Source organism: Rhizobacter sp. P2_G4 (assembly GCF_056403575.1).
On sequence record NZ_JBFUFG010000007.1, the window covers coordinates 158,426 to 184,484 of the forward strand.

25 protein-coding genes, 1 other RNA gene and 1 riboswitch are annotated in these 26,059 nt (G+C 64.8%); of the genes, 16 read left to right on the top strand and 10 right to left on the bottom strand.

What is annotated here, in order from left to right; all coding sequences use genetic code 11:
• Positions 1–6: 6 nt before the first annotated feature.
• The 6 genes from cobO to AC1DYS_RS23305 form a co-directional block, all read right to left on the bottom strand.
• The gene (cobO, locus tag AC1DYS_RS23280) at positions 7–576 is read right to left on the bottom strand and encodes a cob(I)yrinic acid a,c-diamide adenosyltransferase (protein ID WP_477903557.1); all 570 of its coding nucleotides are present in this window, start codon (positions 574–576) and stop codon (positions 7–9) included.
• Between the two features lie 82 nt (positions 577–658).
• The gene (locus AC1DYS_RS23285; protein ID WP_477903559.1) at positions 659–1,423 is read right to left on the bottom strand and encodes an ABC transporter ATP-binding protein; all 765 of its coding nucleotides are present in this window, start codon (positions 1,421–1,423) and stop codon (positions 659–661) included.
• A complete protein-coding gene (locus AC1DYS_RS23290) occupies positions 1,420–2,439 on the bottom strand; it encodes a FecCD family ABC transporter permease (RefSeq protein WP_477903561.1) in 1,020 nt (339 codons plus the stop codon). The genes AC1DYS_RS23285 and AC1DYS_RS23290 overlap by 4 nt, the downstream gene beginning before the upstream one ends.
• Positions 2,439–3,305, bottom strand: a complete 867-nt coding sequence (locus AC1DYS_RS23295; protein ID WP_477903563.1) for an ABC transporter substrate-binding protein — start codon at positions 3,303–3,305, stop codon at positions 2,439–2,441. The genes AC1DYS_RS23290 and AC1DYS_RS23295 overlap by 1 nt, the downstream gene beginning before the upstream one ends.
• Positions 3,305–3,874 carry a bifunctional adenosylcobinamide kinase/adenosylcobinamide-phosphate guanylyltransferase gene (locus tag AC1DYS_RS23300; protein ID WP_477903812.1) on the bottom strand — a complete coding sequence of 190 codons (570 nt, stop codon included), beginning with the start codon at positions 3,872–3,874 and terminating at the stop codon, positions 3,305–3,307. Before AC1DYS_RS23300 ends, AC1DYS_RS23295 begins: the two co-directional genes overlap by 1 nt.
• The gene (locus AC1DYS_RS23305) at positions 3,874–5,775 is read right to left on the bottom strand and encodes a TonB-dependent receptor (RefSeq protein WP_477903565.1); all 1,902 of its coding nucleotides are present in this window, start codon (positions 5,773–5,775) and stop codon (positions 3,874–3,876) included. Before AC1DYS_RS23305 ends, AC1DYS_RS23300 begins: the two co-directional genes overlap by 1 nt.
• A 150-nt stretch (positions 5,776–5,925) precedes the next feature.
• Positions 5,926–6,162, bottom strand: a riboswitch (cobalamin riboswitch).
• Between the two features lie 52 nt (positions 6,163–6,214).
• On the opposite strand from AC1DYS_RS23305, the gene AC1DYS_RS23310 reads away from it, so the two are divergent.
• From AC1DYS_RS23310 to AC1DYS_RS23325, 4 genes are all read left to right on the top strand, one after another.
• Positions 6,215–6,442, top strand: coding sequence for a cell division protein ZapB (locus tag AC1DYS_RS23310; RefSeq protein ID WP_477903567.1), 228 nt, complete (start codon positions 6,215–6,217; stop codon positions 6,440–6,442).
• A gap of 2 nt (positions 6,443–6,444) precedes the next feature.
• Positions 6,445–6,744: a cell division protein ZapA gene (locus AC1DYS_RS23315; RefSeq protein WP_477903814.1), complete on the top strand. Its 300-nt coding sequence runs from the start codon at positions 6,445–6,447 to the stop codon at positions 6,742–6,744.
• 38 nt (positions 6,745–6,782) lie between these two features.
• Positions 6,783–6,963, top strand: a non-coding RNA gene (ssrS, locus tag AC1DYS_RS23320) — 6S RNA.
• Positions 6,964–7,026: 63 nt separating this feature from the next.
• Positions 7,027–7,488 carry an EVE domain-containing protein gene (locus AC1DYS_RS23325; protein ID WP_477903569.1) on the top strand — a complete coding sequence of 154 codons (462 nt, stop codon included), beginning with the start codon at positions 7,027–7,029 and terminating at the stop codon, positions 7,486–7,488.
• Positions 7,489–7,521: 33 nt separating this feature from the next.
• Here the strand turns inward: AC1DYS_RS23325 and AC1DYS_RS23330 are convergent, their stop codons facing one another.
• Complete coding sequence (locus tag AC1DYS_RS23330; RefSeq protein ID WP_082000690.1) at positions 7,522–8,556, bottom strand: sensor domain-containing diguanylate cyclase; 1,035 nt, start codon at positions 8,554–8,556, stop codon at positions 7,522–7,524.
• Between the two features lie 323 nt (positions 8,557–8,879).
• On the opposite strand from AC1DYS_RS23330, the gene AC1DYS_RS23335 reads away from it, so the two are divergent.
• A complete protein-coding gene (locus tag AC1DYS_RS23335) occupies positions 8,880–10,100 on the top strand; it encodes an MFS transporter (RefSeq protein ID WP_477903571.1) in 1,221 nt (406 codons plus the stop codon).
• Positions 10,101–10,110: 10 nt separating this feature from the next.
• Here the strand turns inward: AC1DYS_RS23335 and AC1DYS_RS23340 are convergent, their stop codons facing one another.
• On the bottom strand, positions 10,111–11,802 hold the full coding sequence (locus AC1DYS_RS23340; RefSeq protein WP_477903573.1) for a bifunctional protein-serine/threonine kinase/phosphatase: 1,692 nt from the start codon (positions 11,800–11,802) through the stop codon (positions 10,111–10,113).
• A 178-nt stretch (positions 11,803–11,980) separates the two neighbouring features.
• Here AC1DYS_RS23340 and nirB point away from each other — a divergent pair, with 178 nt between their 5' ends.
• The 11 genes from nirB (at position 11,981) to AC1DYS_RS23395 (ending at position 23,988) form a co-directional block, all read left to right on the top strand.
• Positions 11,981–14,440 (top strand): nitrite reductase large subunit NirB, encoded by a 2,460-nt coding sequence (gene nirB, locus AC1DYS_RS23345; protein ID WP_477903575.1) that lies wholly within the window; start codon positions 11,981–11,983, stop codon positions 14,438–14,440.
• Positions 14,437–15,231 (top strand): type IV pili methyl-accepting chemotaxis transducer N-terminal domain-containing protein, encoded by a 795-nt coding sequence (locus AC1DYS_RS23350; RefSeq protein WP_477903577.1) that lies wholly within the window; start codon positions 14,437–14,439, stop codon positions 15,229–15,231. The genes nirB and AC1DYS_RS23350 overlap by 4 nt, the downstream gene beginning before the upstream one ends.
• A gap of 5 nt (positions 15,232–15,236) precedes the next feature.
• Positions 15,237–15,659 carry a nitrite reductase small subunit NirD gene (gene nirD, locus AC1DYS_RS23355; RefSeq protein ID WP_477903579.1) on the top strand — a complete coding sequence of 141 codons (423 nt, stop codon included), beginning with the start codon at positions 15,237–15,239 and terminating at the stop codon, positions 15,657–15,659.
• Between the two features lie 49 nt (positions 15,660–15,708).
• Positions 15,709–18,474, top strand: coding sequence for a nitrate reductase (locus AC1DYS_RS23360; RefSeq protein ID WP_477903581.1), 2,766 nt, complete (start codon positions 15,709–15,711; stop codon positions 18,472–18,474).
• An 82-nt stretch (positions 18,475–18,556) separates the two neighbouring features.
• Positions 18,557–19,510 (top strand): DNA-binding protein YbiB, encoded by a 954-nt coding sequence (ybiB, locus tag AC1DYS_RS23365; protein ID WP_477903583.1) that lies wholly within the window; start codon positions 18,557–18,559, stop codon positions 19,508–19,510.
• Positions 19,507–20,280: a uroporphyrinogen-III C-methyltransferase gene (gene cobA / locus AC1DYS_RS23370; RefSeq protein ID WP_477903585.1), complete on the top strand. Its 774-nt coding sequence runs from the start codon at positions 19,507–19,509 to the stop codon at positions 20,278–20,280. The genes ybiB and cobA overlap by 4 nt, the downstream gene beginning before the upstream one ends.
• A 47-nt stretch (positions 20,281–20,327) precedes the next feature.
• Positions 20,328–21,464 (top strand): sterol desaturase family protein, encoded by a 1,137-nt coding sequence (locus tag AC1DYS_RS23375; protein WP_477903587.1) that lies wholly within the window; start codon positions 20,328–20,330, stop codon positions 21,462–21,464.
• Positions 21,465–21,529: 65 nt separating this feature from the next.
• Positions 21,530–22,747, top strand: coding sequence for a BaiN/RdsA family NAD(P)/FAD-dependent oxidoreductase (locus AC1DYS_RS23380; RefSeq protein WP_477903589.1), 1,218 nt, complete (start codon positions 21,530–21,532; stop codon positions 22,745–22,747).
• A gap of 151 nt (positions 22,748–22,898) precedes the next feature.
• Positions 22,899–23,111: a 30S ribosomal protein S21 gene (rpsU, locus tag AC1DYS_RS23385; RefSeq protein ID WP_047484337.1), complete on the top strand. Its 213-nt coding sequence runs from the start codon at positions 22,899–22,901 to the stop codon at positions 23,109–23,111.
• Between the two features lie 75 nt (positions 23,112–23,186).
• Complete coding sequence (locus AC1DYS_RS23390; RefSeq protein WP_477903592.1) at positions 23,187–23,633, top strand: GatB/YqeY domain-containing protein; 447 nt, start codon at positions 23,187–23,189, stop codon at positions 23,631–23,633.
• 10 nt (positions 23,634–23,643) lie between these two features.
• Positions 23,644–23,988: a protein tyrosine phosphatase family protein gene (locus AC1DYS_RS23395; protein WP_477903594.1), complete on the top strand. Its 345-nt coding sequence runs from the start codon at positions 23,644–23,646 to the stop codon at positions 23,986–23,988.
• Positions 23,989–24,004: 16 nt separating this feature from the next.
• Here AC1DYS_RS23395 and AC1DYS_RS23400 read toward each other — a convergent pair whose 3' ends face one another.
• Both AC1DYS_RS23400 and AC1DYS_RS23405 read right to left on the bottom strand, forming a co-directional pair.
• Entirely contained in the window at positions 24,005–25,264 is a 1,260-nt protein-coding gene (locus AC1DYS_RS23400) for a putative Na+/H+ antiporter (protein ID WP_477903816.1), read from the bottom strand.
• Between the two features lie 22 nt (positions 25,265–25,286).
• Positions 25,287–26,000: an ABC transporter ATP-binding protein gene (locus tag AC1DYS_RS23405; RefSeq protein ID WP_477903596.1), complete on the bottom strand. Its 714-nt coding sequence runs from the start codon at positions 25,998–26,000 to the stop codon at positions 25,287–25,289.
• Positions 26,001–26,059: the final 59 nt, after the last annotated feature.

The following is a 26,059-nucleotide window of genomic DNA, read 5'->3' on the forward strand; positions in this document are numbered from 1 at the left end:
GGTGGATCAGTCCTCGATGCCGCGCTGAGCGGGCACACCCGCCTGGTAGTGGTGCTTCACGAGCGTCATCTCGGTGACTGTGTCGGCCAGGTCGATCAGCTCTTGCGGCGCGTTGCGGCCGGTGAGCACCACGTGCACATGCGGCGGGCGCTCGCGCAGGCAGGCGAGCACCGGTTCGAGCGGCAGCCAGCCGTAGCGCAGCGGATAGGTCACTTCGTCCAGCACGACAAGGAAATGCTCCCCGGCGCGGATTGTGGCCTCGGCGCGCACCCAGCCGTCGCGCGCGCATTGCGCCGAGCGTTCCAGGTCGCGGCTCTTCCAGCTGAAGCCGTCACCCAAGCCTTCGATGGGAACGCCCAGTTCCGCGAACACGCGGTGCTCGCCGAAGCGCGCCGACGGCACCTTCATGAACTGGTAGATCTTGACGGCTTTGCCACGGCCGTGGGCGCGCAGCGCGAGGCCGAAGGCCGCCGTGCTTTTGCCCTTGCCGTCGCCGGTGTGGATGAGCACGAGGCCGCGGCGCTCGCCCTCCGGCTTTTCGCTGCGTCGTTCGGTGGGGGGTGTTTCGATTTCCATGTCAGTACCGCCCGGCCGCCCGAAGGTGCTGACGGGCCCCTCGGGGGCCGTGAGCGGAGCGAGCTTGGGGCTGTTTCATCCTTTAGTCCAAGTTGGGAAGTGCCATGAAGCGGTCGCCGAAGCGCTCGATCCGGATGGCGTGGTCGAACACTGCTGTCAACGAGGCGTGCACCGCCGGATCGTCGACCGCGCCTTCGGACACGATGCGGCCGGCTTGCATGACCACGAGCCGATTGGCCTGCAGCGCCAGCGGCACGTCGTGCAGCACGCTGACCACGGTGCGGTCTCGCGCCAGCCGTTTGAACAAGCGCACCAGTGCGACCTGATGCGGCGGGTCGAGGTGGGTCGTGGGTTCGTCGAGCAGCAGCAAGGGCGCATCGACGGCCAGCGCACGCGCGAGGAGCACGCGCTGGCGCTCGCCGCCCGAGAGTTCGTGCAGCCGGCGGTGCGGCCAGGCATCGCACTCGGCCGCAACCATGGCCAACTGCACCAGGGCCTGGTCGCGCGCATCGGGCTCTGCGAACAGGCCGAGCTTGGGCAGGCGACCGAGCTGCACGATCTGGCGGACGGTGAGTTCACCCGTCGCACTGCCCTGCTGTGCCAGCCAGGCGATCTGCTGCGCCCGCTCGCGCACCGACCACGCGGTGAGTGGCCTGCCGCGCAGCAGCACGCGGCCTGCTTCGAGCGGCTGCAGACCGGCCAGGCCGCGCAGCAGCGTCGATTTGCCCGCACCGTTGGGGCCGACGATCACCGTCCACCCGGGTCGCAACGCCAGCGACACGTCGTTGAGCACCCGGTTGCCGCCCAGCGACACCGAGACGTTCTGTGCCTGCAAAGCCGCGCTCATGAAATCTTGCGCCGGTGCAAAAGCCACAGCAGATAACCGCCACCCAGCACGGCTGTGAGCACGCCAACCGGCAACTCTTGCGGTGCCACCAGGCTGCGCGCCAGCACGTCGGCCGCGAGCAGCAACACACCGCCTGTCGCCGCGCTGGCCACGAGCGTGAAGCCATGCGCAGCCGGTGCGAAGCGCCGCACCAGGTGCGGCGACACGAGGCCTACGAAGGCGATCAAGCCGGCCTGCGACACCGCCATGCCGGTGGCCAGTGCGAGCGCGGCGACCATCGCCATGCGCAGGCGCGGCAGCGCGAGGCCAAGGCTCATCGCGCTTTCCTCACCCAGCGTCAGCGCGTCCAGCATCCGCGAGAGCCGCCACGCCAGCGGCAACGCCATCGCAACGCCCGCAGCCATCAGGCCGCAACTGCCCCAGCCCAGGAACCCGGTGGAGCCGAGCAGAAAGGCCTGCTTGCCGCGCAGCGCATCGGGGGCCACGGTCGTCACCATGTCGATGACAGCGCCGAGCAGCACACCCACCACCACGCCGGCCAGGAGCAGGCGCGTCGTTTCGTGCGCGCCACGCGCCAGGGCGAGCGTAAGCGTCACGCCGAGCAAGGCACCGGCGAAGGCCGCGCCGACGAGGCCGATGCGGGCAATGGTGTCAGCGGTGGCGAGGCTGATGCCGTGGCCTGTCAGCATCGTTGCGGCCAACACCAGCACGACACCCAACACCGCACCCGAGGCAGAACCCAGCAGGTACGGGTCGGCCAGGGGGTTGCGAAACAGCCCTTGCGCCACGGCACCGGCAAGGCCGAGCAAGGCGCCCGTGAGCCAGGCGCCGAGCGTGCGCGGTGCGCGGATCTGGCCCACGACCAGCGAGCCATCGGGGCCGTTGAGCAGCGCCAGCGTCTGCGAGATGGACCAGCCTTCGCTGCCCGCCGCCAAACCGGCCAACGCGAGCAGCAGCGTAAGCGCGCACAGGCCGATGGCCAAGTGCCGGCGGGCTCGATGTTCCGCTTCGGACATCAGCGACGCTCCGGCAGTTTGGCCAGGCACTCGGCCAACAACAGCGCCGCCTCACCCATGCGCGGGCCCGGACGGATCAGCAGCTCGTAGTGTTCAACGTCGAAGCCGCAGCTGCGGTGCTGCTGCAGAGCCGCGAGCGCGTTCCAGCCGGGGCGCTTGGGCATGTCAGCGAGATTGCTCTGCGCCGCGATGATGATGTCGGGCCGCGCCTTCACCACGAACTCAGGGTTCAGCCGCGGAAACGGGCCGAGCTCCGGCGCGATGATGTTGGCCACGCCCAGTCGCGCCAGCGTCTCGCCGATGAAGGAGCCGGCGCCTGCCGCGTACGGCGTGGCGTCGACCTCGAAGTAGACGCGCTTGCCGCGCATCGCTGTGGGCACGCGGCGGGTGGCGTCTGCCATCGCGCTTTCGATGCGATCCCAGACGGCATCGGCCGCGGCAGGCGAGTCCAGCAACTGACCCAGCGCATGCAAGGTGCGCTTCACGTCGGCATGGGTCTTGGACTCGAGCACCAGCACTTTCAGGCCCAGCGATTCGAGCCGATCGATGACACGAGCGGACGGCCCGGCCAGCACCACATCCGGTTTCATCGAAACGATGCGCTCGATCTGCGCGTCTTCAAGCCCACCGAGCTTGGGCAACGAGAGCACACGCGCCGGCGAGTTGGAGAAGCGGTCGGTGCCCACCAGCCGATCGCAACCACCCAGTGCACAGACACATTCTGTCAGCGAAGGCAGCAGCGTCACGATGCGTTGCGGGGTTTGCGCGAGCACCAAGGTGGCACCGCGATCGTCGCGCAGGCGGATCTCGGCCAGCGCGTGGAGCGGCAGGCACAACAGCGCCAGCCAGATCAGCCAAAGGCGCATCACGGCGTGCCTCGCTTCACGGGCATCTCAAGGCCGGCCACCATCAAGGTCACTTGCGTGCAACGCGCAGCGACCTCCTGGTGCAGGCGCCCGAGCTCGTCGATGAAACGCCTGGCCTCGCGCGACAACGGCGACACGCCCAGGCCGACTTCGTTCGACACCAGCACCACCGGCCCGGACGCCGCCTGCAGCGCCGCGCAGAAGTCAGCGCAGCAGACCTGCCATATCGCATCGTCCAGCGCCGCGTCGTCCATCGGCATCAGCAGGTTGGTGAGCCACAAGGTGAGGCAGTCGATGACGACCAGGCACAGCGGGCTACTGTGCCGGCGCAGCGCCGCAGCCAGGTCGCGCGGCACCTCTTGCGTGGCCATGCCCGGCAAGCGCGCCGAGCGGTCTGCACGATGACGCTCGATGCGCTGGCGCATCTCGTCGTCATGCGGCAGCGCCGTGGCCAGCATCACCGCTCGCCGGCCCGGCTTCGAGAGCCAGATGGCAGCGCGCCGCTCGGCGCAGCGCGACTTGCCGCTGCGCTGGCCGCCGAGGATGAGTTCTGTGCCGGTGATCACGATCAGAAGCCGACGCGAATCGACGCGACGAGGCTGCGTCCAGCCTCAGGGTAGATTGAGCTGGGAGCCCCGTTCGCGCAGCTGAAGGCCTGCGTGTAGTACTTCTTGTCGGCCAGGTTGGTCACGCCAAGCGCCAACTCGATGTTCGGCGTCTGGAACGCGTACTTTGCGTCGGCCGTGGTGTATGACGGCATACTGCAGGCATTGGAGAAGGTCGCGTATTGCGATGACACAGTGTTGATGCGTCCGTTGAGCTTGTGGCCGCTGCCGATGTTCCAGTCTGCACCGAGGGAGATGCTCCGCCTCGGCGTCAACGCAAGGTCTTTGCCATCGTAAACGCCCTCGGTGAACTTGGCGTTGCGCAGAGCGGCGTTCAGGCGCAGCTGCACGGCACGGTTCAAGACGTGCAAGGCCTCCAGTTCGACGCCGTGGTGCACAGTGGGGTCGAGGTTGATGTTCGCGCCGGGACCGAAGGTGTTGGGCGCGTCCGGGTTGTAGCCAATCTCGTTGTGCAAGGCATTGAGGTAGAAGCGCAGCTCGGCGCGGCCTGTGCTGTAGTTCCAGCGCGCACCGACGTCAAGGTCACGTGATGTCTGCGGGCGCAGCGCGCCGCCGAACGAAGTGAATCCGATCTCGTCGGCATTGCCAAAGCGGAAGCTGCGGGCGAGCTTGGCGAATACTGCGACGCTTTGAACGATCGGTTGCACCAGCCCGAGCTCCCATGAGTTGAAGCGCTCGTCGATCGGCACGACCGACGTGTCGGTGCTGGTCTTGTCCGCACGCGTATGGCGTATCCCGGCGCTCAGGCGGGTGCCGCCGGGCAGCGTGAAGTCGTCCGTCACATAAACCGCTTTGGAAACCTGCTCGAACGTGGCCCCGAAGTCTCCGCGCACGGTGCGCGTCCAGTCGTCTCGCTCGAAACCGATCACGAAGGCATTGTTGAATGCGCCGAATGGCGCGCTGTGGCGAGCGTGAATGCCCTTGCTGCGCACATCGATGTCGTAGGCGTAGTTGAAGGACGAGTAGCTTTCCAGCGTCTTCTCGCGCTTGTCGACGTTCGCATCGACCTGCCAGTTGCCGAGCGTGAGGCCAGTGAAGATCCCGTCGTGTTGGTTGTCGATGTCGACACGGTCTGTCGGGTCATTGGTCTGCCGTGGGTTGTTCTCGTACTGAAGCGCGGTCAGCGAACCAGGCAAGCCAGTGTGCAACTCGTCTTGCCCATGGCGAACGCCAACGCGAAGCCAGTCATTGCGCCACTGGCCGGTCAATGAGAGGCCTTCGATATCGGATTTGAAGTTGTCTCGATGTCCATCGCTCTCGCGCTTGTTGCCGGACACATCCAGCGAAAACCCGCCGCCGATCAAGCTGGCCCCCGCCCGCGTATCAAGCAGGCCGTTGCTTCCCATGGCCACATAGCCCTGACCAGAGCTTTGGCGGGCTTTGCCGCTCGCGGCCTTGGTGGTGATGATGATGGCGCCGGCGGTGGCACCCTCGCCGTAGCGCACAGCAGCGCTACCGCGAATGACTTCGATGCGATCGATCGAGTCGATGGGAATGCCGGCAAGCCGTGTGCCCCCCAGATCGGCTTCACTCAGGCGAACACCGTCCACGAAGACGACCTGGTTGCTGTCCGCCGTGACGCCGAAGCCGCGCAAGTCGAGCGCGTAATCACCACCGCCGTAGAAATCAAGGCGGCCTGGCACGCCGAGCAGCTTCATCATGGCCTCGTTGACGGTGGAGGCGCCGGCATTGCGAATGTCGTCGGCCGTCAGCACGCTGACCCCGAATGGCAGACTGGCCGCGTCTTCGGCGAAGCGCGTGGCCGTGACGACCACAGGCGGCAGCATGGTGTTCGGCGCTTGTGTTTGCGCATGGACTGACATCGCCGCGGACAGGGTCGACAAGGCAAACAGGGGCAGAGCAGTACGCCCTGCAGAAGGCAGAGCAAGGCGAAGCCGCAACGGGCCCGAAGCAAGAGAAAACATTTGAAAAGTCACCAACGAAGTCGCGCACGCCGGCTTCCCCGCCAGCACACGCCTCATGGCATGCGGCACGCCGCACACCCCCTGTTGGCCGGTATCCGGGCTGGCAGACAACCCAGGTGAACCTTCCCAGAGCCGCGAGACTCCAGTGGTGTATGCACATGAGCGAGGGCATGACGCTCTCGTCTGCTTACCGTTGCGGGGGCAGCGCAGGTGGGTTTTCAGCCGTGGTGGCTGAACGACCTCTGCTTCCCGTTTAACTGTGCCGGTGTGAAAACCGGCACGGGCACCAACGGTCTGGATTGTAAGCAGGCGACACACGCCCCTCTACAATGAATCATTCGCAACCCACCAGGGCGTCATGTCGAAGACCCAAGAACTCGCGGATCGCGTAGAGCGCTTGCTGCTGCGGCATGAAGAGCTCAAGCGCACCAACGAATTGCTCGAGCAGCAATTGACTGCCTTGACGCAAGAGCGCGACAACCTGCGCTCGCGTCTCAATGCTGCGCGCAGCCGCATCGATGCCTTGCTGGAGCGCCTGCCGGTCGACTCACCCGTGAGCAGCCGCAGCGAAGGGGACGCGCCGTGACGATGAAGCAGATGGAAGTGACGATCATGGGACAGAGCTACATCCTCGGTTGCCCCGAAGGCGGCGAGACGTCGTTGCTCGAAGCGGTGAGCAGTGTCGACCGCGAAATGATCGCTATCCGCGATGGCGGCCGTGTCAAGGCCCGCGAGCGAATTGCCGTACTGGCCGCATTGAATCTGGCGTACGCGCTGGCTGAGCGTCCCGCGGCGAAAGCGCCATCGAACGGTGGACCCGACGTCGACATCGACGCGTTGATCCAGCGTCTCGATCAAGCCCTCGGCGCAGACGGGCAATTGCTTTAATCCATCGCCTTGGCGAGGGGCGCGCGCGTAGAATGAAATCGTCCGTTGCGTTCGCGTGAGTCTTATATTTCCTTGAACCGATGCTCGCAAGAGCAAGGGCTTGGAACATCGCTCGGTAGGTGTGATCGTCTCGCGTCAGATGAACCCGAAACCCAGCTGACCTCGCCCACCTGAACTGCCTGGGTTCAGGAATGCGGCTCACGGTTCGCGACGGACACCTTATTCACTGGCACCCGGCGCAAGCGCCCGAGCAGCCTGCGTCGATGAGGGCCGAAGGTTCACATGCCACAACAGTTCTGGTTGATGAAGAGCGAGCCCACCGAGTGCTCGATCGACGATCTCGCTGCCGCACCGAAGAAAGCGGTTCCCTGGTTTGGAGTTCGCAACTACCAGGCGCGCAACTACATGCGCGACCAGATGCGCGTGGGTGATGGCGTGCTGTTCTATCACTCGTCGTGCCCTGAACCGGGCATTGCCGGTTTGGCGACCGTCGCCAGCACGCCCTACCCTGACGACACGCAGTTCGACTCCAAGAGTCACTACTTCGACGCCAAGTCGACGCGTGACAACCCGCGCTGGAGCTTGGTCGACGTGAAGCTGGATCGCAAGACACGCTTGCTGTCCCTTGCCGAGATGCGTGAAACGCCGGCGTTGGCAAGCATGGTGGTGCTGAAGCCAGGCAACCGGCTCTCGATCACGCCGGTAACGGCAGCCGAATGGAACGCCGTCGTCAAGCTGCTCTGACTCTGGCACCGCGCCAGTTGTCTGGCGTGTCGATCAGCTCGCTTCGAAGCGGATGCTGGCCAGCGTGACGTGATTGCCGCCGCGCTTCTGCGCTTGCGACAGAGCCGTGTCGGCCGCGTGCAGCAACTCTTCCTGTGTGTGGGCGGTGTGCGGAAAGCTCGCCACACCCATCGACACGGTGAAGCCGAGATCCTGGCCATTCAGCATCACGATCTGCGTTGCGCATTGGCGGCGCAAACCTTCCATTCGCGCATGAGCAGTCGCGAGCCCCACACCGGAAAGCAGCACCGCGAAATGATCTTCATCGAGTCGGCATGAAGCGTCCATCGCCCGCGTACCGCTGCGCAGAAGGCGACCCAGCGCTTCCAGAACGCGGGTTCGCGCGGCAGGCCCGGCGGCGCGAGCGGCTTCGCTGATTGGGTCCAGGGCGACCGAAACCAGGGCGAACTCGCGGTGTTCGCGGGACGACAAATCGACTTCGCGCCGCAGTTGATCGTCGAAGTGGCCGCGTTGATACAGGCCGGTCACGCTGTCGCGCAGACCCTGATCCTTCATGTCGCGGCGCAAGGCCTCGTTGGCCGTTTGCTGCTCTTCGAGTTGGCGCAGGGCCAATTGCAGCTGCGCTTCGCCATGGCGCTGGGCCGTGACGTCGATCCACACGCAGCACAGATAGCGCGCGGCGCCACCATCGGCGGCGGCCAGCGGCAAACGCGTCACGGTGAATTCACGGCGCACACCCGCTTGATCGATGCGGTGCTCGCTCACCTGCGGCACCGTCTGCACCATGGCCGATTGGTCGGCTACACGCAAGGCAGCACACGCCTCAGGTTCAAGCCAGTCTTCGTCGGCGAGCCCCTCGGCAGGCCGCCCGAACAAAGAGGCCATGCGGGGATTAGCGTAGACGTAACGGCCGGTGGCGATCTCCTTGATCGCCAGCATGGCTTCGACCCGGTCCAGCAAGGTCAGCGCAACAACGCCCAACGCCTCGGGCGCCAAGCCGAACGCGTGCAGCAACGCCTGCGACTGGTCGGCGCGTGCGGACAGAGCCTGCTGGATGGATTCCGTCATTCCTATGTCTCGTGTGTTTCCACAGGCTGCCGATTGACGGTGGGAGCCCCCGTGCCAATGCATTAATGCATCCGGCTGGCCGCCTGCAAACCCCTAGGTTGATCATAGCGGCAGCGTTTTGTTCGGCCGACCGCCCACCGGATGTGCGGGGCGTGAAGATTTCGCACAAAACGCGGGCGCATTTGTGCTGAATGACAGGGATTGGGGCGGCTCGCCGACATGCCCCCGCCTTCCGCACCGATCTGGCACGGGATTCGCTTTCCATCGCAGGCAAACAATGAGATGCGCCCGCAAATGGGGCGATGCCACCGAGGATTCCCCACGTGTCTGGTTTCAAGAGCTTCCTGAAGACGGGGCATGCCCCGACCTTGTTCGCCGCCTTCCTGTACTTCTGTTTCTCCTGCTGCATCTGGGTTCTGAACGGCGCGATGGCGCCCTTCATCAGCGAAACCTTCCAGCTCTCGCCAGCGCAAAAAGGGCTGATGCTGTCGGTGCCGATCATCGCCGGCGCGCTGATGCGCTTCCCGCTGGGCGTGCTGGCGCAGTACATCGGCCGCAAGAACGCCACTCTGGTCGAGATGGGACTCATCGCCGTGGCCATGATGTTCGGCTTCTTCTTCGTGAAGAGCTTCAACGATCTGCTGGCCATGGGTGTGCTGCTCGGCATTGCCGGAGCCAGCTTCGGTGTGGCGCTGTCGCTGGGCTCGGGCTCGTTTCCGCCACGACACAAGGGCTTGGCCATGGGCCTGGTGGGTGCAGGCAACGTCGGCACGGCTCTTTCGGTGTTGATCGCGCCGCCATTGGCGCAGGCGTTCGGCTGGCAATCGGTATACGGCTTCGCCGCCGCAGCGATCGCCATCCCCATGCTGGTGATGATCTTCCTTGCCAAGGAGCCGCCGGACCTCGATGCCCATGCCACCTTCCGTGAACACGTGGCCTGCCTATTCGAGAAAGACGGCTGGGCCTTCAGCCTGATCTACGGCATCACTTTCGGCGGCTTCATCGGGCTGGCCACCTTCTTGCCTACCTACTACTTCGACCAATTCCACGTGAGCAAGGTGCAGGCGGGCCAGCTCACCATGCTGGCTGCCTTCATGGGCGCTACGGTGCGCGTGTTCGGTGGTTGGATTTCCGACCGGTGGGGCGGCATCAACACCCTGACCACCGTGCTGGTGACGGTGATGATCTCGCTACTGGCCTGCGGGCTGGCCGACAGCTCGCTGGCCGCTTCGACGCTGCTTTTCATGGTGTGCTTCGCCGCGCTGGGTGCCGGCAACGGCGCGCTGTTCCAGCTGGTGCCGCTGCGCTGGCCGCTCAGCACCGCCGTGGCCGGCTCGATGATCGGCGAGATCGGCGCGCTGGGCGGCGGGCTGGTGCCCAATGCCATGGGTTTGTCCAAGCAATACACCGGCAGCTACCTCTGGGGCTTTGTGCTGTTCGCCGTCCTCGCGCTGATCGTGCTCTTGATGATGCGCAAGATGCAGCTTCGGTGGACGCGCACCTGGGCCGAAAAAGGTGGCCGGGCCCGGGTGGTGCCGGCATAGCTGGCTATGCCTAGCGCGGCAAGAACAAGAGCCAGTAGATCAACAGCAGGTTGAAGAGCACCGACAAGGCGAACCCGACCTTCCACAGCAAAGCCGGGTCGCGCGCCAGCAGAGGGCTGGCGGGCTGCGCCGAGAGAGGCCGTGAAGCCCCACGCTCGAGCGCAAGCTGCAGCTCCTCGGCAGTCTCGAAGCGCTGCTTCTTGTCGAAGGCAATCGCTTTCAGCACGATGTGATCGAGCCAGATCGGCACGTCGGGGCGTACCCTCGAAGGCGGCTTGGGTTCACGGCGATAGCGCATCGTTTGATACGGCTCGATGTCGCCGAACGGCAGGTGCCCGGTGAGCAGCTGGTACATCGTGACCCCCAGCGAAAAAAGGTCGCTTTGTGCGTCGACGGGCTCATCGTTCCAGAGCTCCGGGTTCATGTAGCTGGGAGTGCCCGCATGCAGGCTGCGCTGCTCCACCGGCTCGTTGCCGGAGACCGCAACACCGAGATCCAGCACACGCAATTGGCCGTCGTCGCCAAGGTGCAGGTTGCCAGGCTTGATGTCTCGGTGAACCACCCCCAGGCGATGCAGTTTGCCAATGGCCTTTGACGCGGCCAGGCCCCAGCTCACCACATCGCGGACGGAGGGCCTGTCTCGGGCGGCCAACTGCTCCAGCGTGCGACCGGGGTGCCAGTCGAACAACAGGTAGAACGCACTCGCGTCCTGCAGCTCATGAAGGTGAACGAAGCCAGCATCGGCCCGTTCGCTGACCCGCGACCCCAGCCAGGCTTCATGCGCCAGCATGGCCAGCTCTTGCGGGTCGCTGGCCCTGGACGGGTGCAGTGCCTTCAAGACGCGCAGCGCGCCTGATTCCACGTGGCGCACCTGATAAAGCAGGTGCACGTCGGTATCGGCGACCAGTGCGGTGACCACATGTCCATCGATCTTGTCACCCACCTTGAGGCGAGGCGGCATCGGCAGCACACGGCTACGAACCAAGGCGTCTTCCAGGCGCGATCGCGCCAAGCCCAGTACACGGACCACGAGCGCCGTGGCGTTGTCTGGCGAACCTTCCGACAACGCAGCCTGCACGATCGCAGCACTGGCCTCCTGCGCGGACCCAGTGCGCAGCAGGCTCAGCATGCGCTGCTGGCTGAGCCTGCCGTGGACCCCGTCCGAGACCAGCAAGAAGACGTCTCCCAACTGCAGTTCACCTTGCAGGTAGTCGACGCGTATGGCGTCGTCCTGTCCCATTGCACGAGTGAGCTGGCTGCGCAGATCAGGGTGGTCGATGCAGTGGTCTTGCGTCAGCCGCCTGCACTCATCCCCACGCACCAGATAGGCACGTGTATCGCCAACGTGCGCGATCGTCCAGGTCTGGCCACGCAGGGCCAGGGCCGTCAGCGTGCTCATGGCAGCACCGACATGGCGCCRGTTGTGTGCCGCCAGCCAGCTGTTCTGCGCACCGATGATGCGGTCCAGCACCACACTGGTGTCCCAGGTTGGCGGGGCGCCAAAGTAGTCTTCCAGCAGCGACATCACACTGGTCTGCGCCGCCATGCGCCCCTCGCCCCCCTTCGACACACCGTCGGCAATCGCCGCGATGAAGCCCAGCGCTTCTTCATGCGCGGCGGGCCGCATGCTTGCGGCGAAGTCTTCGTTTTCTGGCCGGGGGCCACGCTCACTCACGTGACCCAGATCGATGTCAAAGCTCATGTTGGATCATGGCCGCACTCATACAGGGCGACGAATGTTTTCGTGCGGATGAAAGCAAGACGCTTGCCCACCAACAGTGCAGAAAGCACCAATTTGCAGCCAATCGCTGGCAGTTCATTGGCACCCACCTTGCTACCTTTCAGGGCACTGAGGCCAGAGATTGAATGGGAATCGCCGAATGAAGAAGATGAAGCTGGTGATGGTCGGCAACGGCATGGCCGGGGTTCGCACCCTGGAAGAACTGTTGAAGATTTCACCCGATCTGTACGACGTCACCGTCTTCGGTGCCGAGCCGCACCCCAACTACAACCGCATTCTGTTGTCACCCGTGCTGGCGGGCGAACAGACGCTCGACGAGATCGTGCTCAACCCCCTGAGCTGGTACGAAGAAAACGGCGTCAAGCTGCACCTGGGCAAGAAGGTCGTCGACGTCGATCGCAACAAGCGCATTGTCAAGTCGAGTGATGGCACCGAAGAGCCGTACGACCGGCTGCTCATCGCCACCGGCTCCAACCCGTTCATCCTTCCGGTGCCTGGCAAAGATCTCGAAGGCGTGATCGCCTACCGCGATATCGCTGACACCAACACGATGATCGACGCCGCGTCCAAGTACAAGCATGCGGTCGTCATCGGCGGTGGCCTGCTCGGCCTGGAAGCCGCCAACGGCCTGATGCTTCGCGGCATGCAGGTGACCGTGGTGCACATCATGCCGTGGCTGATGGAGCGCCAGCTCGACGACACTGCCGGCAAGCTGCTGCAGAAATCGCTCGAATCGCGCGGCCTCAAGTTCATGATCGGCGCGCAAACGCAGCAGCTGATCGGCGACAAGGAAGGTGGCAAGAGCGGCCGCGTGATGGCCGTTCAGTTCAAGGACGGCACCGAGGTCCCCGCTGACTTGGTGGTGATGGCAGCGGGCATTCGCCCCAACACCGAGCTGGCCCTGAAGATCGGCCTGCATTGCTTCAATGACGGAAGAGGCGGCATCGTCGTGAACGACACGATGCAGACCATCACCGACCCGCGCATCTACTCAGTCGGTGAATGCGCAGCGCACCGTGGCATCGCCTACGGCCTCGTCGCCCCGCTGTTCGAGCAGGGCAAGGTGTGCGCCACGCACCTCGCCGAATTCGGCATCGGCCGATATCAAGGTTCGCAGACCTCGACCAAGCTCAAGGTCACCGGCATCGACCTGTTCTCTGCCGGCGATTTCATGGGCGGCGAAGGCTGCGAAGAGATCGTCATGAGCGACCCCTACGGCGGTGTCTACAAGAAGCTCGTCATCAAGGATGACAAGCTGATCGGCGCCTGCATGTACGGCGACACCATCGACGGCAGTTGGTATTTCAAACTCCTTCGCGAAGGCCGGTCGATCGGCGACATCCGCGACAAGCTGATGTTCGGCGAATCCAACATCGGCGACGTGGGCCACGAGGGCCACAGCAAGGCCGCCGCCATGGCCGACAGTGACGAAGTCTGCGGCTGCAATGGCGTCAACAAGGGCGCCATCTGCAAGGCCATCAAGGAAAAGGGACTGTTCACGCTGGAAGAGGTCCGCAAGCACACGAAGGCCAGCGCGTCGTGCGGCTCCTGCACGGGGCTGGTCGAGCAGTTGCTGATGTTCACCGCCGGCGGCGACTACTCGGCCACGCCGAAGAAGAAGGCCATGTGCGGTTGCACCGACCGCAGCCACCAGGAAGTGCGCGACGCCATCAAGGAGCAGAAGCTCCTGACCATCGACGCCACCTACAAGGCGCTGGAGTGGCGTACGCCCAACGGCTGCTCAAGCTGCCGCCCGGCCGTCAACTACTACCTCATCAGCACCTGGCCGAAGGAAGCCAAGGACGACCCGCAATCGCGATTCATCAACGAGCGCAGCCACGCCAACATCCAGAAGGACGGCACGTACTCGGTCATCCCGCGCATGTGGGGCGGCGAGACCACGGCCGATGAGTTGCGCCGCATTGCCGACGCGGTCGACAAGTACAAGATTCCCACCGTCAAGGTCACGGGCGGCCAGCGCATCGACCTGCTCGGCGTGAAGAAGGAAGACCTCGTCAATGTCTGGAAAGACATCGGCATGCCCAGCGGCCATGCTTATGCAAAGGCGCTGCGCACGGTGAAGACCTGCGTGGGCAGCGAGTGGTGCCGCTTCGGCACGCAAGACAGCACCCAGATGGGCAAGGACCTGGAGCGCGCGATGTGGCGCATGTACGCGCCGCACAAGGTGAAGTTCGCGGTCAGCGGCTGCCCGCGCAATTGCGCCGAGGCCGGCATCAAGGACGTGGGCATCATCGGCGTCGATTCGGGCTGGGAGCTGTACGTTGCCGGCAACGGTGGCATCAAAACCGAGGTGGCTCACTTCTTCGTCAAGCTCAAGACCGCCGAAGAGGTGCTCGAGTACACCGGCGCCTTCTGCCAGCTCTACCGCGAGGAAGGTTGGTACCTGGAGCGCACGGTGCACTACGTGAACCGCGTGGGCCTCGACCACGTGAAGAAGAAGATCCTCGACGATGCTGCGGGCCGCAAGGCGCTGTGGGAGCGCTTGCAGTTCTCGCTCGACGGCGAGCCCGATCCGTGGTTTGAATTTGACAAGGCCGCGGTCGACACCCGCCAGTTCAACCCGGTCGCCGCGGCATGAAACGCCGCTGCTTCGCCGCCGCGGCGGCGCTGGGCAGCGCGGCTGCGCTGCTGCCCGCCACCTCGCAGGCGCAGGTCACCGACCTCAACGACGCGATCAACAAGGCGGGCCGCCAGCGCATGCTCAGCCAGCGCATGGCCAAGAGCTACCTCGCTGAAGGTGAAGGTGTGGTACCCGAGCTGGCTCGCCGCACGCTGACAGCCTCGATGGCGCTGTTCGATCGCCAACTCGTCGAGCTGAAGGCATTTGCACCGCAGCCCGAGATCAAGTTGACATACGGCAAGCTCGACGGCGTGTGGGGCGAGTACAAGGCTGCGTTGACCGGAAGCAATCCCGTCAAGGCGCAGGCCGAGACCGTGCTCGAGCTGGCAGGCAAGGTGCTCGCGCTCGCCAACCAGGGCACGGTGCAGCTCGAGAAGGTGTCGGGCAAATCGGTCGGCCACCTGGTCAACGTCTCGGGCCGCCAGCGCATGCTGAGCCAGCGCATGGCCACGTTCTACCTAAGCACCAGCTGGGGCGTTCAGGCGGCGACCTCGACCACCGAGATGAACAAGGCGCGCGACGAGTTCATCGCCGCGCACGATGTGCTGAAGAAGGCACCCGAAGCCACAGCGGCGATCAAGGCCGAACTCGAACTCGCCGAGACCCAGTTCAGCTTCTTCGACGCCGCCTTGCGCGCGCTTCGCCCGGGCGCAGCTGACACGACCCAGATGACGAATGTCTTCACCACCAGCGAGCGCATCCTGCAAGTGATGGATGGCGTGACTGGCATGTATTCCAAACTGAGCTGAACGCTATGAGCAACTGGAAAGAAATCTGCAAGGTTGACGACATCCCCGTGCTGGGTGCACGCCGCATCGAGCGTGCGCAGGGCGGCCCCGTCGCGATCTTTCGCAACGCCGAGAACAAGGTGTTCGCGCTGCTCGACCGCTGCCCGCACAAAGGCGGCCCGCTCAGCCAGGGCATCGTGTTCGGCGAGAGCGTCGCCTGCCCGCTGCACAACTGGACCATCGGCCTGGATGACGGCTGCGCCAAAGGCGCCGACGAAGGCTGCACCCAGCCTTTCCAGATCAAGATCGACAACGGCACCGTGCACCTGAACGCCGACGAGCTGGCCACCCTGGCCATCAACGTACCGCTGCCGAAGGCAGGGCCTGGAGCCTCGACCGGCGCGCTCGGCGACCGGACCTTCGACGTGCAGGCGCCTCACACCCCGTGAAGCGCCCTCGCCTGCCGGCACTACCCAACCGCCACGGCGCACTTCAACCGTGACAGACACTCGCTCCACTTGCCCGTACTGCGGGGTTGGCTGCGGGGTGATCATCGAGTCGCAAGGTGACCAGATCACCGGTGTGCGCGGCGATCCGGATCACCCGGCCAACTTCGGCCGCCTGTGCACCAAGGGCAGCACGCTGCACCACACGGCAGCGAGGCCCATCACGCTGCAGGCACGCCTGCTCAACCCGATGCACCGCTTCTCGCGGCAGAGCGCGCCTCAAGCCCTGTCGTGGGATTCCGCGCTGGACTTGGCCGTCGACAAATTCGGTCAGATCGTCGATGACCATGGGCCTGACGCCGTGGGCTTCTACATCTCGGGCCAGCTGCTGACCGAGGACTACTACGTCTTCAACAAGCTGGCCAAGGGCCTCATCGGCACCAACAACGTCGACACCAACTCGCGCCTTTGCATGAGCAGCGCGGTGGCGGGCTACAAGACGACACTGGGCGCTGACGCCCCGCCCGCCTGCTACGACGACCTGAACCACGCGAGCACGCTCTTCATCACCGGCTCGAACACGGCCTACGCCCACCCCATCCTCTACCGCCGCATCGAGGACGCAAAACGCGCCAACCCGGCGATGAAGATCATCGTGGCCGACCCGCGCCGCACCGAGACGGCTGAATCGGCCGACCTTCACCTGCCCATCTTGCCGGGAACCGATGTGGCGCTGTATCACGGCATGCTGCACGTCATGCTGTGGGAGGGCTTGACCGACGCCGCCTACATCGCCGCACACACGCAAGGCTTCGAGGCATTGCGCAACCGCGTGCGCGACTACGCGCCCAAAGACGTGGCCAAGCTGTGCGGCATCAGCGAAGACGCGCTGCTGCAGGCTGCACGCTGGTTCGGTGGCGCCAATGGCCGCACCTTGTCGCTCTACTGCCAGGGTCTGAACCAGAGCAGCAGCGGCACAGCGAAGAACGCTGCGCTGATCAACCTGCACCTGGCCACGGGCCAGATCGGCAAGCCAGGCGCGGGACCGTTCTCGCTCACAGGCCAGCCCAACGCCATGGGCGGGCGCGAGGTCGGCGGCATGGCCAACCTGCTGAGCGCTCACCGCGATTTGTCCAAGCCCGAGCACCGCGCCGAGGTGGCGCAGCTGTGGGGTGTGGCCGACGTGCCAGCGAAGCCAGGCAAGACGGCGGTCGAGATGTTCGAGGCCGCGGCCGACGGCCAGATTCGCGCCCTCTGGATCTCGTGCACCAACCCCGCCCAGTCGATGCCCGACCAGACCATGGTGCGCCGCGCCCTGGAGCGCGCGGAGTTCGTGGTCGTGCAGGAAGCCTTCGGTACCACCACCACCTGCGAATACGCCGACCTGCTGCTGCCTGCCACCACCTGGGGCGAGAAAGACGGCACGGTCACCAACAGCGAGCGCCGCATCAGCAGAGTGCGCCCCGCCATTCCCAGCCCGGGCGAAACCCGCCACGACTGGCAGACCGTGGTCGACTTTGCCCAGCGGCTGGAGAAGCGCCTGCGCCCAGGCTTGCCGACGCTCTTTCCCTATGCTTCACCCGAATCGGTGTGGAACGAGCACCGCGAAAGCACCCGCGGGCGCGACCTCGACATCACCGGCCTGAGCTATGCACAGCTCGACGTGGCGCCTGCGCAATGGCCCTTCCCGCAGGGCGCCGCCAGCGGTCGCGAGCGCCTCTATGAAGACGGCATCTTCCCCACCGCGAGTGGCCGAGCGCAGTTTGCCGATGTGCCGTACGACAAGGTTTCCGAGCCTCGCGATGCACGCTACCCGGTCTCGCTCACCACCGGCCGCTTGCGAGACCAATGGCATGGCATGAGCCGTACCGGCACGGTGGGCCGCCTGTTCGGCCACGTGCCGGAACCCAGCATCGAGATGAACCCGCAAGACCTCGTCCGCATGAAGCTCGCCGAAGGCGACCTGGTGCACGTGACGTCGCGCCGCGGCATGCTGGTGCTGCCGGTGCAGGCCAGCGAACAGGTCGCTACCACCCAGGCCTTCATCGCGATGCACTGGGGCGAGGAATACGTGTCCGGCAGCACCGGCACCGGGGCGCGCATCACCGGCGTCAACGCGCTGACGACGCCCACCTTCTGCCCTACGTCGAAGCAACCCGAACTGAAGCACACAGCCGTCAAGGTGCTGAAAGCCGAGCTGCCCTGGCGGTTGCTTGGGGTGGCGTGGTTGCCGGACGACAAGGCCGTGCTGGCACGTGAGCAACTCAAGGCGCTGATGAGTGCGTTCGCCTTCGCGAGCTGCGTGCCTTTCGGCCGCGAGCGCAGCGGCGTGCTGTTCCGTGCGGCCGCCTATGAAGCGGCGCCTGACGAATTGGTGGCGCGCATTGAAGGCGTGCTGGGCTTGGGTGGGAAAGAAGTGCTGCACTACGCCGACAGGCGCCGCGGCCAGCGCCGGACCATGCGGCTGGCGGATGTCGCCGGTAAAACGCAGCTGGAAGGCTTTGTGCTGGCAGGCGACATCAGCGCAGAGGCATGGATCAAGCCGCTGTTGCAAGACGAGTTGCCGGCACAAACGTATGGTCGCCTGCTGCTGGTGCCTGGTGCACGCGCACCGGTTGCGGTGCAAGCGCGAGGCAAGCAGGTCTGCACCTGTTTCAACGTGGCGGAACCCGAGATCGTCTCGACCCTCCAGTCTTGCAATGGCACGCCGGAACAGCAGCTGGCGCAGTTGCAGAACACGCTGAAGTGCGGCACCAATTGCGGATCGTGCATCCCTGAACTCAAGCGTCTGGTGCGCAACCAGATGCGTGTGGCTTGACGTCGAAAAACCCTTCTGTCGCGTCGCTCTTGCGCCATGAACACATGGCCCGGGAATTGCGATTCACACTCAGGGATTCAACATGAGCATCAGCCAATACATCAAGGAAATAGGCCGCGGCAAAGAGGGTGCGCGATCGCTCAACAGCGAGCAAGCACATGATTTGATGAGCCAGGTGCTCGACGGCCAAGTCACCGATCTCGAGCTTGGCGCCTTCGCGATGGCCATGCGCATCAAGGGCGAGACGATAGAAGAAACCGCTGGCTTTCTTCAGGCTGCCGTGGCCCGCTGCAAGCCGATTGCCACCACGCAGCCGGTCGTCGTGCTGCCGTCCTACAACGGCGCCCGCAAACTGCCGAACCTCACCCCCTTGCTCGCTTTGCTGCTCGCGCAGGAAGACGTGCCGGTGCTGGTGCACGGCATGCCCGAAGACCCGGGCCGGGTCACCACCGCCGAGATCTTTCACGACCTGGGCCTGCCCATCGCACGCGATACCGACGACGTTCGCTCAGCATGGCAGCGCCGCGAACCGGTCTACATCCGCACCGACCTGCTGTGCCCACCGCTCGCGCGCTTGCTCGATGCACGCTGGACCATCGGCCTGCGCAATTCGGGCCACACCATCGCCAAGCTGCTCGACCCCTGCGCAGCCGGCACGGCGCTGCGCGTGGTGAATTTCACCCATCCCGAGTACGGCGCCATGCTTACCGAGTTTCTGCAGCACACCGTCGGCAATGCCATGCTGATGCGCGGGACCGAAGGCGAGCCAGTGGCCGACCCGCGGCGCCTGCCCAAGCTCGATGTCTTCATCGACGGCTTCTTGCGCACCGACCTCTCGGTGGCCGCCCACGAAGGTGTGCTGCGCGAGTTGCCAGTGTTGCCCCGCACCTTTGATGCAGCCACCACGGCGATGTACATCCAGTCGGTCATCAGCGGGGAAAAGCCGGCTCCGGCGCCGTTGACTCAGCAGGTGGACTGCCTGCTCGCTTCACTGGCCGCGCTGGCCTACGCCCATCCACAGGAGAAGTCGGCATGACCCGCAGCCCCCTGCCCCGTGTCACGCTCGTGGGCGCCGGCCCGGGCGATCCCGAGTTGCTGACCATCAAGGCGGTGCGTGCCATCCGCTCGGCCACGGTGCTGCTGGTCGACGATCTGGTAGGCGAGCAGGTGCTGCGTTACGCACGGCGCTCCACGCGCATCGTTCAAGTCGGCAAGCGCGGCGGCTGCGCCAGCACGCCACAGGCCTTCATCGAGAAGCTGATGGCCGCCGAGGCACTCAAGGGCGAACGTGTCGTGCGCCTCAAGGGCGGCGACCCGTTCGTGTTTGGCCGCGGCGGCGAAGAGGTGGAGCACCTCCGTGCCCTTGGCATCGAAGTCGATGTGGTCAACGGCATCACTTCGGGCCTGGCCGCCGTCACGTCATTGGGCGTGCCGCTGACGCACCGCGACCACGCGCACGGTGTCATCTTCGTCACCGGCCATGCCAAAGGGAAAGACAGCGCGCTCGACTGGCCCACGCTGGCTGCTGCAGCAGCACAAGGCCTCACGCTGGTGATCTACATGGGCGTGTCGCAAGCAGGCAACTTGCAAGACGGCCTGCTCCAGGGTCTGGGACGCGCCACGCCGGTGGCGGTGGTGCAGCACGCAAGCCTGCCTCACCAGCGCCGTGCCGTCGGCACACTGGGCGATCTAACGGGCCTGATCGTGCGCGAAGGTCTGGGCAGTCCGGCCATCATCGTGGTTGGCGATGTGCTCAAGGGCCTGGCTTCTGTTTCACTCGTTTCAGGGGCGGAACGAGCGGCCTGATTCCCCAGCTCGGGCCGATAATCGGCCGAGCCAAAAAAAGGGGGGGAATGCTCGTGCTGGAACTCAACAAACTCAATCAGCTGACCGAGTCGCACGGGGCGCTACGGCCGGGCCATGGCATGGTGAGCGGCGTGATCGCGCTGTCGCTCGCGATCCTGTGCTTCCTCGGTGTGATCGCGTTCCATTTCCCCGAGTACCTGACGACGCCCGAGCTGCGCAAGTCGTACAACGTCGACATCATCCGCAAGATCATGCTGGCGGCGCTGGTGCTGGCGGGCGCGCTGTCTCTGCTGAACATCATCCGAGGCCGAGTGCGTTGGCTGTCTGCATCGGCCTTCGTGGTGATCGGCCTCACGCTTGCGCTCGGTGGCCACAAGGTTCCTGTCAACGACTTTGCCGACAACACGCCTTACATCGGGCTCGACTGGTTCATCCTCGATCTGCTCGGCTCCACGCTGATCTTCATCTTCATCGAAAAGCTGTTCGCTCTGCGGCGCGACCAGCCGGTGTTCCGCGCGGAGTGGCAGACCGACTTCCACCACTTCATCGTCAACCACATGGTGGTTGGCTTCATCTTGCTCGCGACCAACCTGCTGGTGCACAAGCTCTTCGGCTGGGCGGCAAACGACGGCATCCGCGGTTGGGTGGCCGGGCTGAACTTCTGGGTCGCCCTGCTGCTGATCATCCTGGTGGCCGACATGGTGCAGTACTGGACGCACCGCGGCTACCACGAGGTGYCGCTGCTGTGGCGCCTGCACGCCGTGCACCACAGCGTGAAGAGCATGGACTGGCTGGCGGGCTCGCGCCAGCACATCCTCGAGCTGCTGATCACCCGCACGCTGGTGCTGGCGCCGATCTACGTGTTTGGCTTCAGCAAGGAGGTCATCGACGCCTACATCGTCGTCGTTGGCTTCCAGGCGGTCTTCAACCATGCCAACGTGAGCGTGCGCCTGGGGCCGCTGCGCTACGTCATCGTCACGCCCAACTTTCACCACTGGCATCACTCGCAGGACGACGAGGCCATCGACAAGAACTATGCGGCGCACTTCGCTTTCATCGACTACCTCTTCGGTACGGCAGTGAAGTCAGACCGTCCTTGGCCGGCTGACTACGGCGTCGTGGGCGACTACGTGCCCAATGGGTTCTGGAAACAGCTGAAGTTTCCGTTCACCTGGAAGGGCTAGCCTTTCAAGGCTTTTGGTGCCGCCAAGCGCAAAGCCGGCGATTCTGCCCTCGCGATAATCCGCCGATGCAAAGTTTCGATGTGGTGGTGATCGGCGCCGGAGCCGCCGGCCTCTTTTGCGCCGGCATGGCGGGGCAACTGGGTCTCAGAGCATTGTTGATTGACCATGGGGCCAAGGTGGCCGAGAAGATCCGCATCTCCGGCGGCGGCCGCTGCAACTTCACCAACCGCGATGCAGGCCCCGCCAACTTTCTGTCCGCCAATCCACATTTCTGCCGCTCGGCGCTGGCCCGCTATACGCCGCAGGACTTCATCTCCCTGGTGCAGCGTCACCGAATCCCCTGGCATGAGAAGCACAAGGGCCAGCTCTTCTGCGACGAGTCGGCCGAAGACATCATCGGCATGCTGCTGCGTGAATGCGAGCAAGGCAACGTGACGCGCTGGCAGCCCTGTAGCGTTCAGGCCGTGCGCCAGGCTGCAGACGGATTCGAGCTCGACACTGATCGCGGCCCCGTGCGCTCGCGGCGTGTGGTCATCGCCACCGGCGGCTTGTCCATTCCCAAGATTGGAGCGACTGACTTTGGCTACCGCATTGCCAAGCAATTCGGCCACCACCTCATCGAGACAAGGCCGGCGCTGGTGCCTCTGACGTTTGATGCCACCGCCTGGGCGCCTTTTGTGGCACTGGCGGGGCTGTCCTTGCCGGTGGGCATCCGCACCGGTCCGCCCAAAGGCGGCAGCTTCCTGGAGGACCTGCTCTTCACCCATCGGGGGCTGAGCGGCCCCGCCGTCCTGCAGATTTCGAGCTTCTGGCGGCCAGGTACACCCTTGCAGATTGATCTCGCGCCCGACATCGATCTGGCTGATCACCTGGCGCGCAGCAAGGTCGGTTCCAAACGCAAGCTGGGCAACGAACTGGCTTCGCTGCTGCCCGCCCGGCTCGCAGAAAGCTGGCTGAGCCGCCAGCCCGGCTTGAGCGACCGACTGTTGGCCGAAGCACGCGACCGAGACCTGCAACAACTTGCCCAAGGGCTGAAAGCTTGGGAGCTCACCCCGGCCGGCACCGAGGGCTACCGCAAGGCCGAAGTCACGGCCGGCGGTGTGGACACCCGCGAACTCAGTTCCCAGTCGATGGAAAGCACCCGCGTCCCACGGCTGCACTTCATTGGCGAGGTGGTCGATGTCACCGGCTGGCTCGGTGGTTACAATTTTCAGTGGGCCTGGGCGAGTGCCGCAGCCTGCGCACGTGCCATGGCGACTTCGAGGGCTTTGAGCAGTCACTAACGTCTTGCTTGCACCCGCTCCGCGGTCTGCTTATAATCATTGTCTTTGCTGGCAAAACCCCGCGCTGCGATTCGTCCAAGCCTCAGGCTGGATTCCGGAACCTCCGACCAGAGACACCGGGCGAACACCGAGCGCATCAACTTCTGGATCTATGACTTCTATTCGCGTCAAAGAGAATGAGCCGTTCGACGTGGCTCTGCGCCGTTTCAAGCGCACGATTGAAAAGCTGGGCCTGCTGACTGACTTGCGCGCCCGCGAGTTCTACGAGAAGCCCACGGCCGAGCGCAAGCGCAAGAAGGCTGCAGCAGTGAAGCGCCATTTCAAGCGCATTCGCAGCATGCAACTGCCCAAGCGCATGTACTGAACGCCCCCCGGCGCTCAAGCATCCGAAGCCCGCGCCCTGCGGGCTTTGTCGTTTCTACCCTCAGCGGAGCACACGATGAGCCTCAAAGACCAGATCACAGAAGACATGAAGACCGCCATGCGCGCCAAGGATGCAGCGCGCTTGCTGACCATCCGCGGCCTGCTCGCTGCCCTCAAGCAGAAGGAAGTGGACGAGCGCGTGGCACTCGACGACGCCGCAGTGATCGCGATCATCGACAAACTCATCAAGCAGCGCCGCGATTCGATCACCCAGTTCACCGCCGGCAACCGCCCCGACCTGGTCGAGAAGGAAACCGCCGAACTGACCGTGCTCGAAGGCTATTTGCCCAAGCGGCTGAGCGCCGAAGAAGTTGCGGCCGAAGTGGCCAAGATCGTCGCCAACGTTGGCGCCACCGGCCCCGGCGACATGGGCAAGGTGATGGGCGCCGTGAAGGCCCAACTCGCAGGCAAGGCCGACATGGGCATGGTGTCGGCTGCCGTCAAACAAGCCCTGACCCGCTGAGGAACATTCCATGACTGCACCGCAAGTTCAGCAACTCAGCCCCGATGTCTGCGTGGCGCCCCAACTTGAACCGGCCGCCATGGCCTGGGCTGCGCAAAACGGCTTCAAGAGTGTGATCAACAACCGCCCGGACTTCGAAGGCGGCCCCTCCCAGCCCACCAGCGCGCAGATCGAGGCAGCAGCTCAGGCCGCCGGCCTGAGCTATGCCTTCCTGCCAGTGAATGGCGCCTACCAGTCACCCGAAGAAATTGCACGCTTTGGTGAGCTGCTGAGCCAGTTGCCTCGGCCGATCCTCGCGTTTTGCCGCAGCGGTGCGCGCTCGGGCAAGCTGTACCACGCAGCCACCGGTAGCTGAGCCACCGCAACCGCCTTCAGAGCAGGCGGAACGCTGCGATGGCCACCAGCGTCGGTGCCAACGCAGCAATGAACAGCCACCTCGCGTCGATCGTGCCCCCATCACACGCATGGCGCAGGATGGAGAACCCGGCAGGGTTGGGTGCGTTGGCAATGACCGTCAACCCGCCACCGGTGACCGCCCCGGCCACCAGCGAATAGCGGAACTCGTCACTCAGCCCTTCGGCCATCGAACCGAGGTAAGTCAGCGCGGCGTTGTCCGTCACGGCCGTCAGCGCGGTGGCGCCGTAGTACACCGCTTTTGGGCTCATGCTGACGAGCAAGGGCTGCAGCCACCATTGCTGCAACCCGCCCAGCACCACCAAACCGGCCAAGAAGAAGGCGACCAGCAAGGCTTCGCGCAGAATCAACGCGTCGTGGTGACGCGGATAGGCAGCGCTGTACCCCAGGAAGAACAGCAGCAGCCCCAGGAACACCGGCGGGTGATGCGCAAACATCACGATGCCGACCAGGAAGAGCGAGCACACCAGCATCGGCGCGATCGGCCGAATCTCCAGTGGTGCGGTAGTCGGTGCCGGCTGACTGCGCACGACGTGGCGCCCGAAAAGCAGCGAGACCCCGGCTGCATTCACCAGCACGGCGAGCGCCGCTTTCCAACCGAAGGTGGACAGCATGAAGGCGCTGTCCCAACCCCATTTGCTTGCGACCATCAGCACCGGCGGCGCCGCAAACGAGGTCAGCGTGCCGCCGATCGACACGTTGACGAACAGCACTCCCAGGCTTGCGTACTTCACGCGCTGCGGCAGCGCACCGCTGAACACGCGGTCGCGCAACATCAGGGCGGCCAACGTCATCGCCGCTGGCTCGGTAACGAAGGAACCCAGCAAGGGGATTAGCGACAACGCCAGAAAGTACACCGCCAGGGAGCGGGGGATCGGCATCACCGCCGCGACGACATCCACGCACAGTCCCACCAACCGAAGGATCGGCCGGCTCCCGGCCACCACCATGATCGCGAACACGAACAGGGGCTCGGTGAAATTGCAGCCATCCAGATAAGCCGTGGCCTTCTGGGAGCCTTCCGCCGCAAAGATGAACAGCACCAGCACGAGCGCCCAGAACCCGAACACGACCTCCACCTCGCCCAGCAGATGGAAGCTGCCTTCGTGCCGCGGATAGCGCCGCGCCAAGCGCACGAAGATGGACGTCGAAAAGGTATGCAGCAGCGCCAGCGCAAACAACACCGCCGCGGCGATCTGAACGGTCGTCGGGTTCATCGGCGCGACTAAAGCGGCACCGTTAGCCGCCGAGGTAAGCCGCCAGCACCTTGGGATCGTGCAGCAGCTTCGCACCCGTGTCTTGCAACACGATCCGCCCGTTCTCCAGCACGTAGCCGTGCCGGGCAATCTTCAGTGCCTGGCGCACGTTCTGCTCGACCAGGAAGATCGTCAGCCCTTCGCTGTTGATCTCACGCAGCTTGCGGAAGATGTCCTGCACGATGATCGGCGCAAGGCCCATCGACGGCTCGTCGAGCAGCAGCAGGCGCGGCTTGGCCAGCAGTGCACGGCCGATGGCAAGCATCTGCTGCTCACCACCCGACAGGTTGCCGGCCACACCACCCAGGCGCTCTTCGAGCCGGGGGAACAGCGTCAGCACGCGTTCCAGGTCGGACGCGACGGCCGCCTTGTCCTTGCGACGATAGGCACCGAGTTCCAGGTTCTCGCGCACGGTCAGAGTCGTGAGGATCGCCCTGCCCTCGGCCACCTGCACGAGACCGCGCTCGACGATCTGGTGCGTCTTCAGCCTTGCCAGGTCTTCGCCCTCGAAACGGATCGTGCCGGCCTTGGGCTTGACCAGCCCCGAGAGTGCCAGCAGCGTGGTCGACTTGCCGGCGCCATTCGCGCCGACGAGCGAGCAGATTTCGCCCGCCTCCACCTGGAAGTCGATGCCCTGCACCGCTTCGATGTGGCCGTACGCCACCTGCAGGTTCGAAACTTCGAGCAGCGCAGTCATGACAGCCCCTCGTCCAACGGGTACGTTCGACGATCCCCCAGGGGGATGCGGCCAGGCTT

Bases quoted from the DNA above. Each gene is read 5' to 3' on its own strand.
- cobO (WP_477903557.1), bottom strand. From the start codon at position 576: ATGGAAATCGAAACACCCCCCACCGAACGACGCAGCGAAAAGCCGGAG.
- AC1DYS_RS23285 (WP_477903559.1), bottom strand. From the start codon at position 1,423: ATGAGCGCGGCTTTGCAGGCACAGAACGTCTCGGTGTCGCTGGGCGGC.
- AC1DYS_RS23290 (WP_477903561.1), bottom strand. From the start codon at position 2,439: ATGTCCGAAGCGGAACATCGAGCCCGCCGGCACTTGGCCATCGGCCTG.
- AC1DYS_RS23295 (WP_477903563.1), bottom strand. From the start codon at position 3,305: ATGCGCCTTTGGCTGATCTGGCTGGCGCTGTTGTGCCTGCCGCTCCAC.
- AC1DYS_RS23310 (WP_477903567.1), top strand. From the start codon at position 6,215: ATGTCGAAGACCCAAGAACTCGCGGATCGCGTAGAGCGCTTGCTGCTG.
- AC1DYS_RS23315 (WP_477903814.1), top strand. From the start codon at position 6,445: ATGAAGCAGATGGAAGTGACGATCATGGGACAGAGCTACATCCTCGGT.
- AC1DYS_RS23325 (WP_477903569.1), top strand. From the start codon at position 7,027: ATGCCACAACAGTTCTGGTTGATGAAGAGCGAGCCCACCGAGTGCTCG.
- AC1DYS_RS23330 (WP_082000690.1), bottom strand. From the start codon at position 8,556: ATGACGGAATCCATCCAGCAGGCTCTGTCCGCACGCGCCGACCAGTCG.
- nirB (WP_477903575.1), top strand. From the start codon at position 11,981: ATGAAGAAGATGAAGCTGGTGATGGTCGGCAACGGCATGGCCGGGGTT.
- AC1DYS_RS23350 (WP_477903577.1), top strand. From the start codon at position 14,437: ATGAAACGCCGCTGCTTCGCCGCCGCGGCGGCGCTGGGCAGCGCGGCT.
- nirD (WP_477903579.1), top strand. From the start codon at position 15,237: ATGAGCAACTGGAAAGAAATCTGCAAGGTTGACGACATCCCCGTGCTG.
- ybiB (WP_477903583.1), top strand. From the start codon at position 18,557: ATGAGCATCAGCCAATACATCAAGGAAATAGGCCGCGGCAAAGAGGGT.
- cobA (WP_477903585.1), top strand. From the start codon at position 19,507: ATGACCCGCAGCCCCCTGCCCCGTGTCACGCTCGTGGGCGCCGGCCCG.
- AC1DYS_RS23380 (WP_477903589.1), top strand. From the start codon at position 21,530: ATGCAAAGTTTCGATGTGGTGGTGATCGGCGCCGGAGCCGCCGGCCTC.
- rpsU (WP_047484337.1), top strand. From the start codon at position 22,899: ATGACTTCTATTCGCGTCAAAGAGAATGAGCCGTTCGACGTGGCTCTG.
- AC1DYS_RS23390 (WP_477903592.1), top strand. From the start codon at position 23,187: ATGAGCCTCAAAGACCAGATCACAGAAGACATGAAGACCGCCATGCGC.
- AC1DYS_RS23395 (WP_477903594.1), top strand. From the start codon at position 23,644: ATGACTGCACCGCAAGTTCAGCAACTCAGCCCCGATGTCTGCGTGGCG.
- AC1DYS_RS23400 (WP_477903816.1), bottom strand. From the start codon at position 25,264: ATGAACCCGACGACCGTTCAGATCGCCGCGGCGGTGTTGTTTGCGCTG.
- AC1DYS_RS23405 (WP_477903596.1), bottom strand. From the start codon at position 26,000: ATGACTGCGCTGCTCGAAGTTTCGAACCTGCAGGTGGCGTACGGCCAC.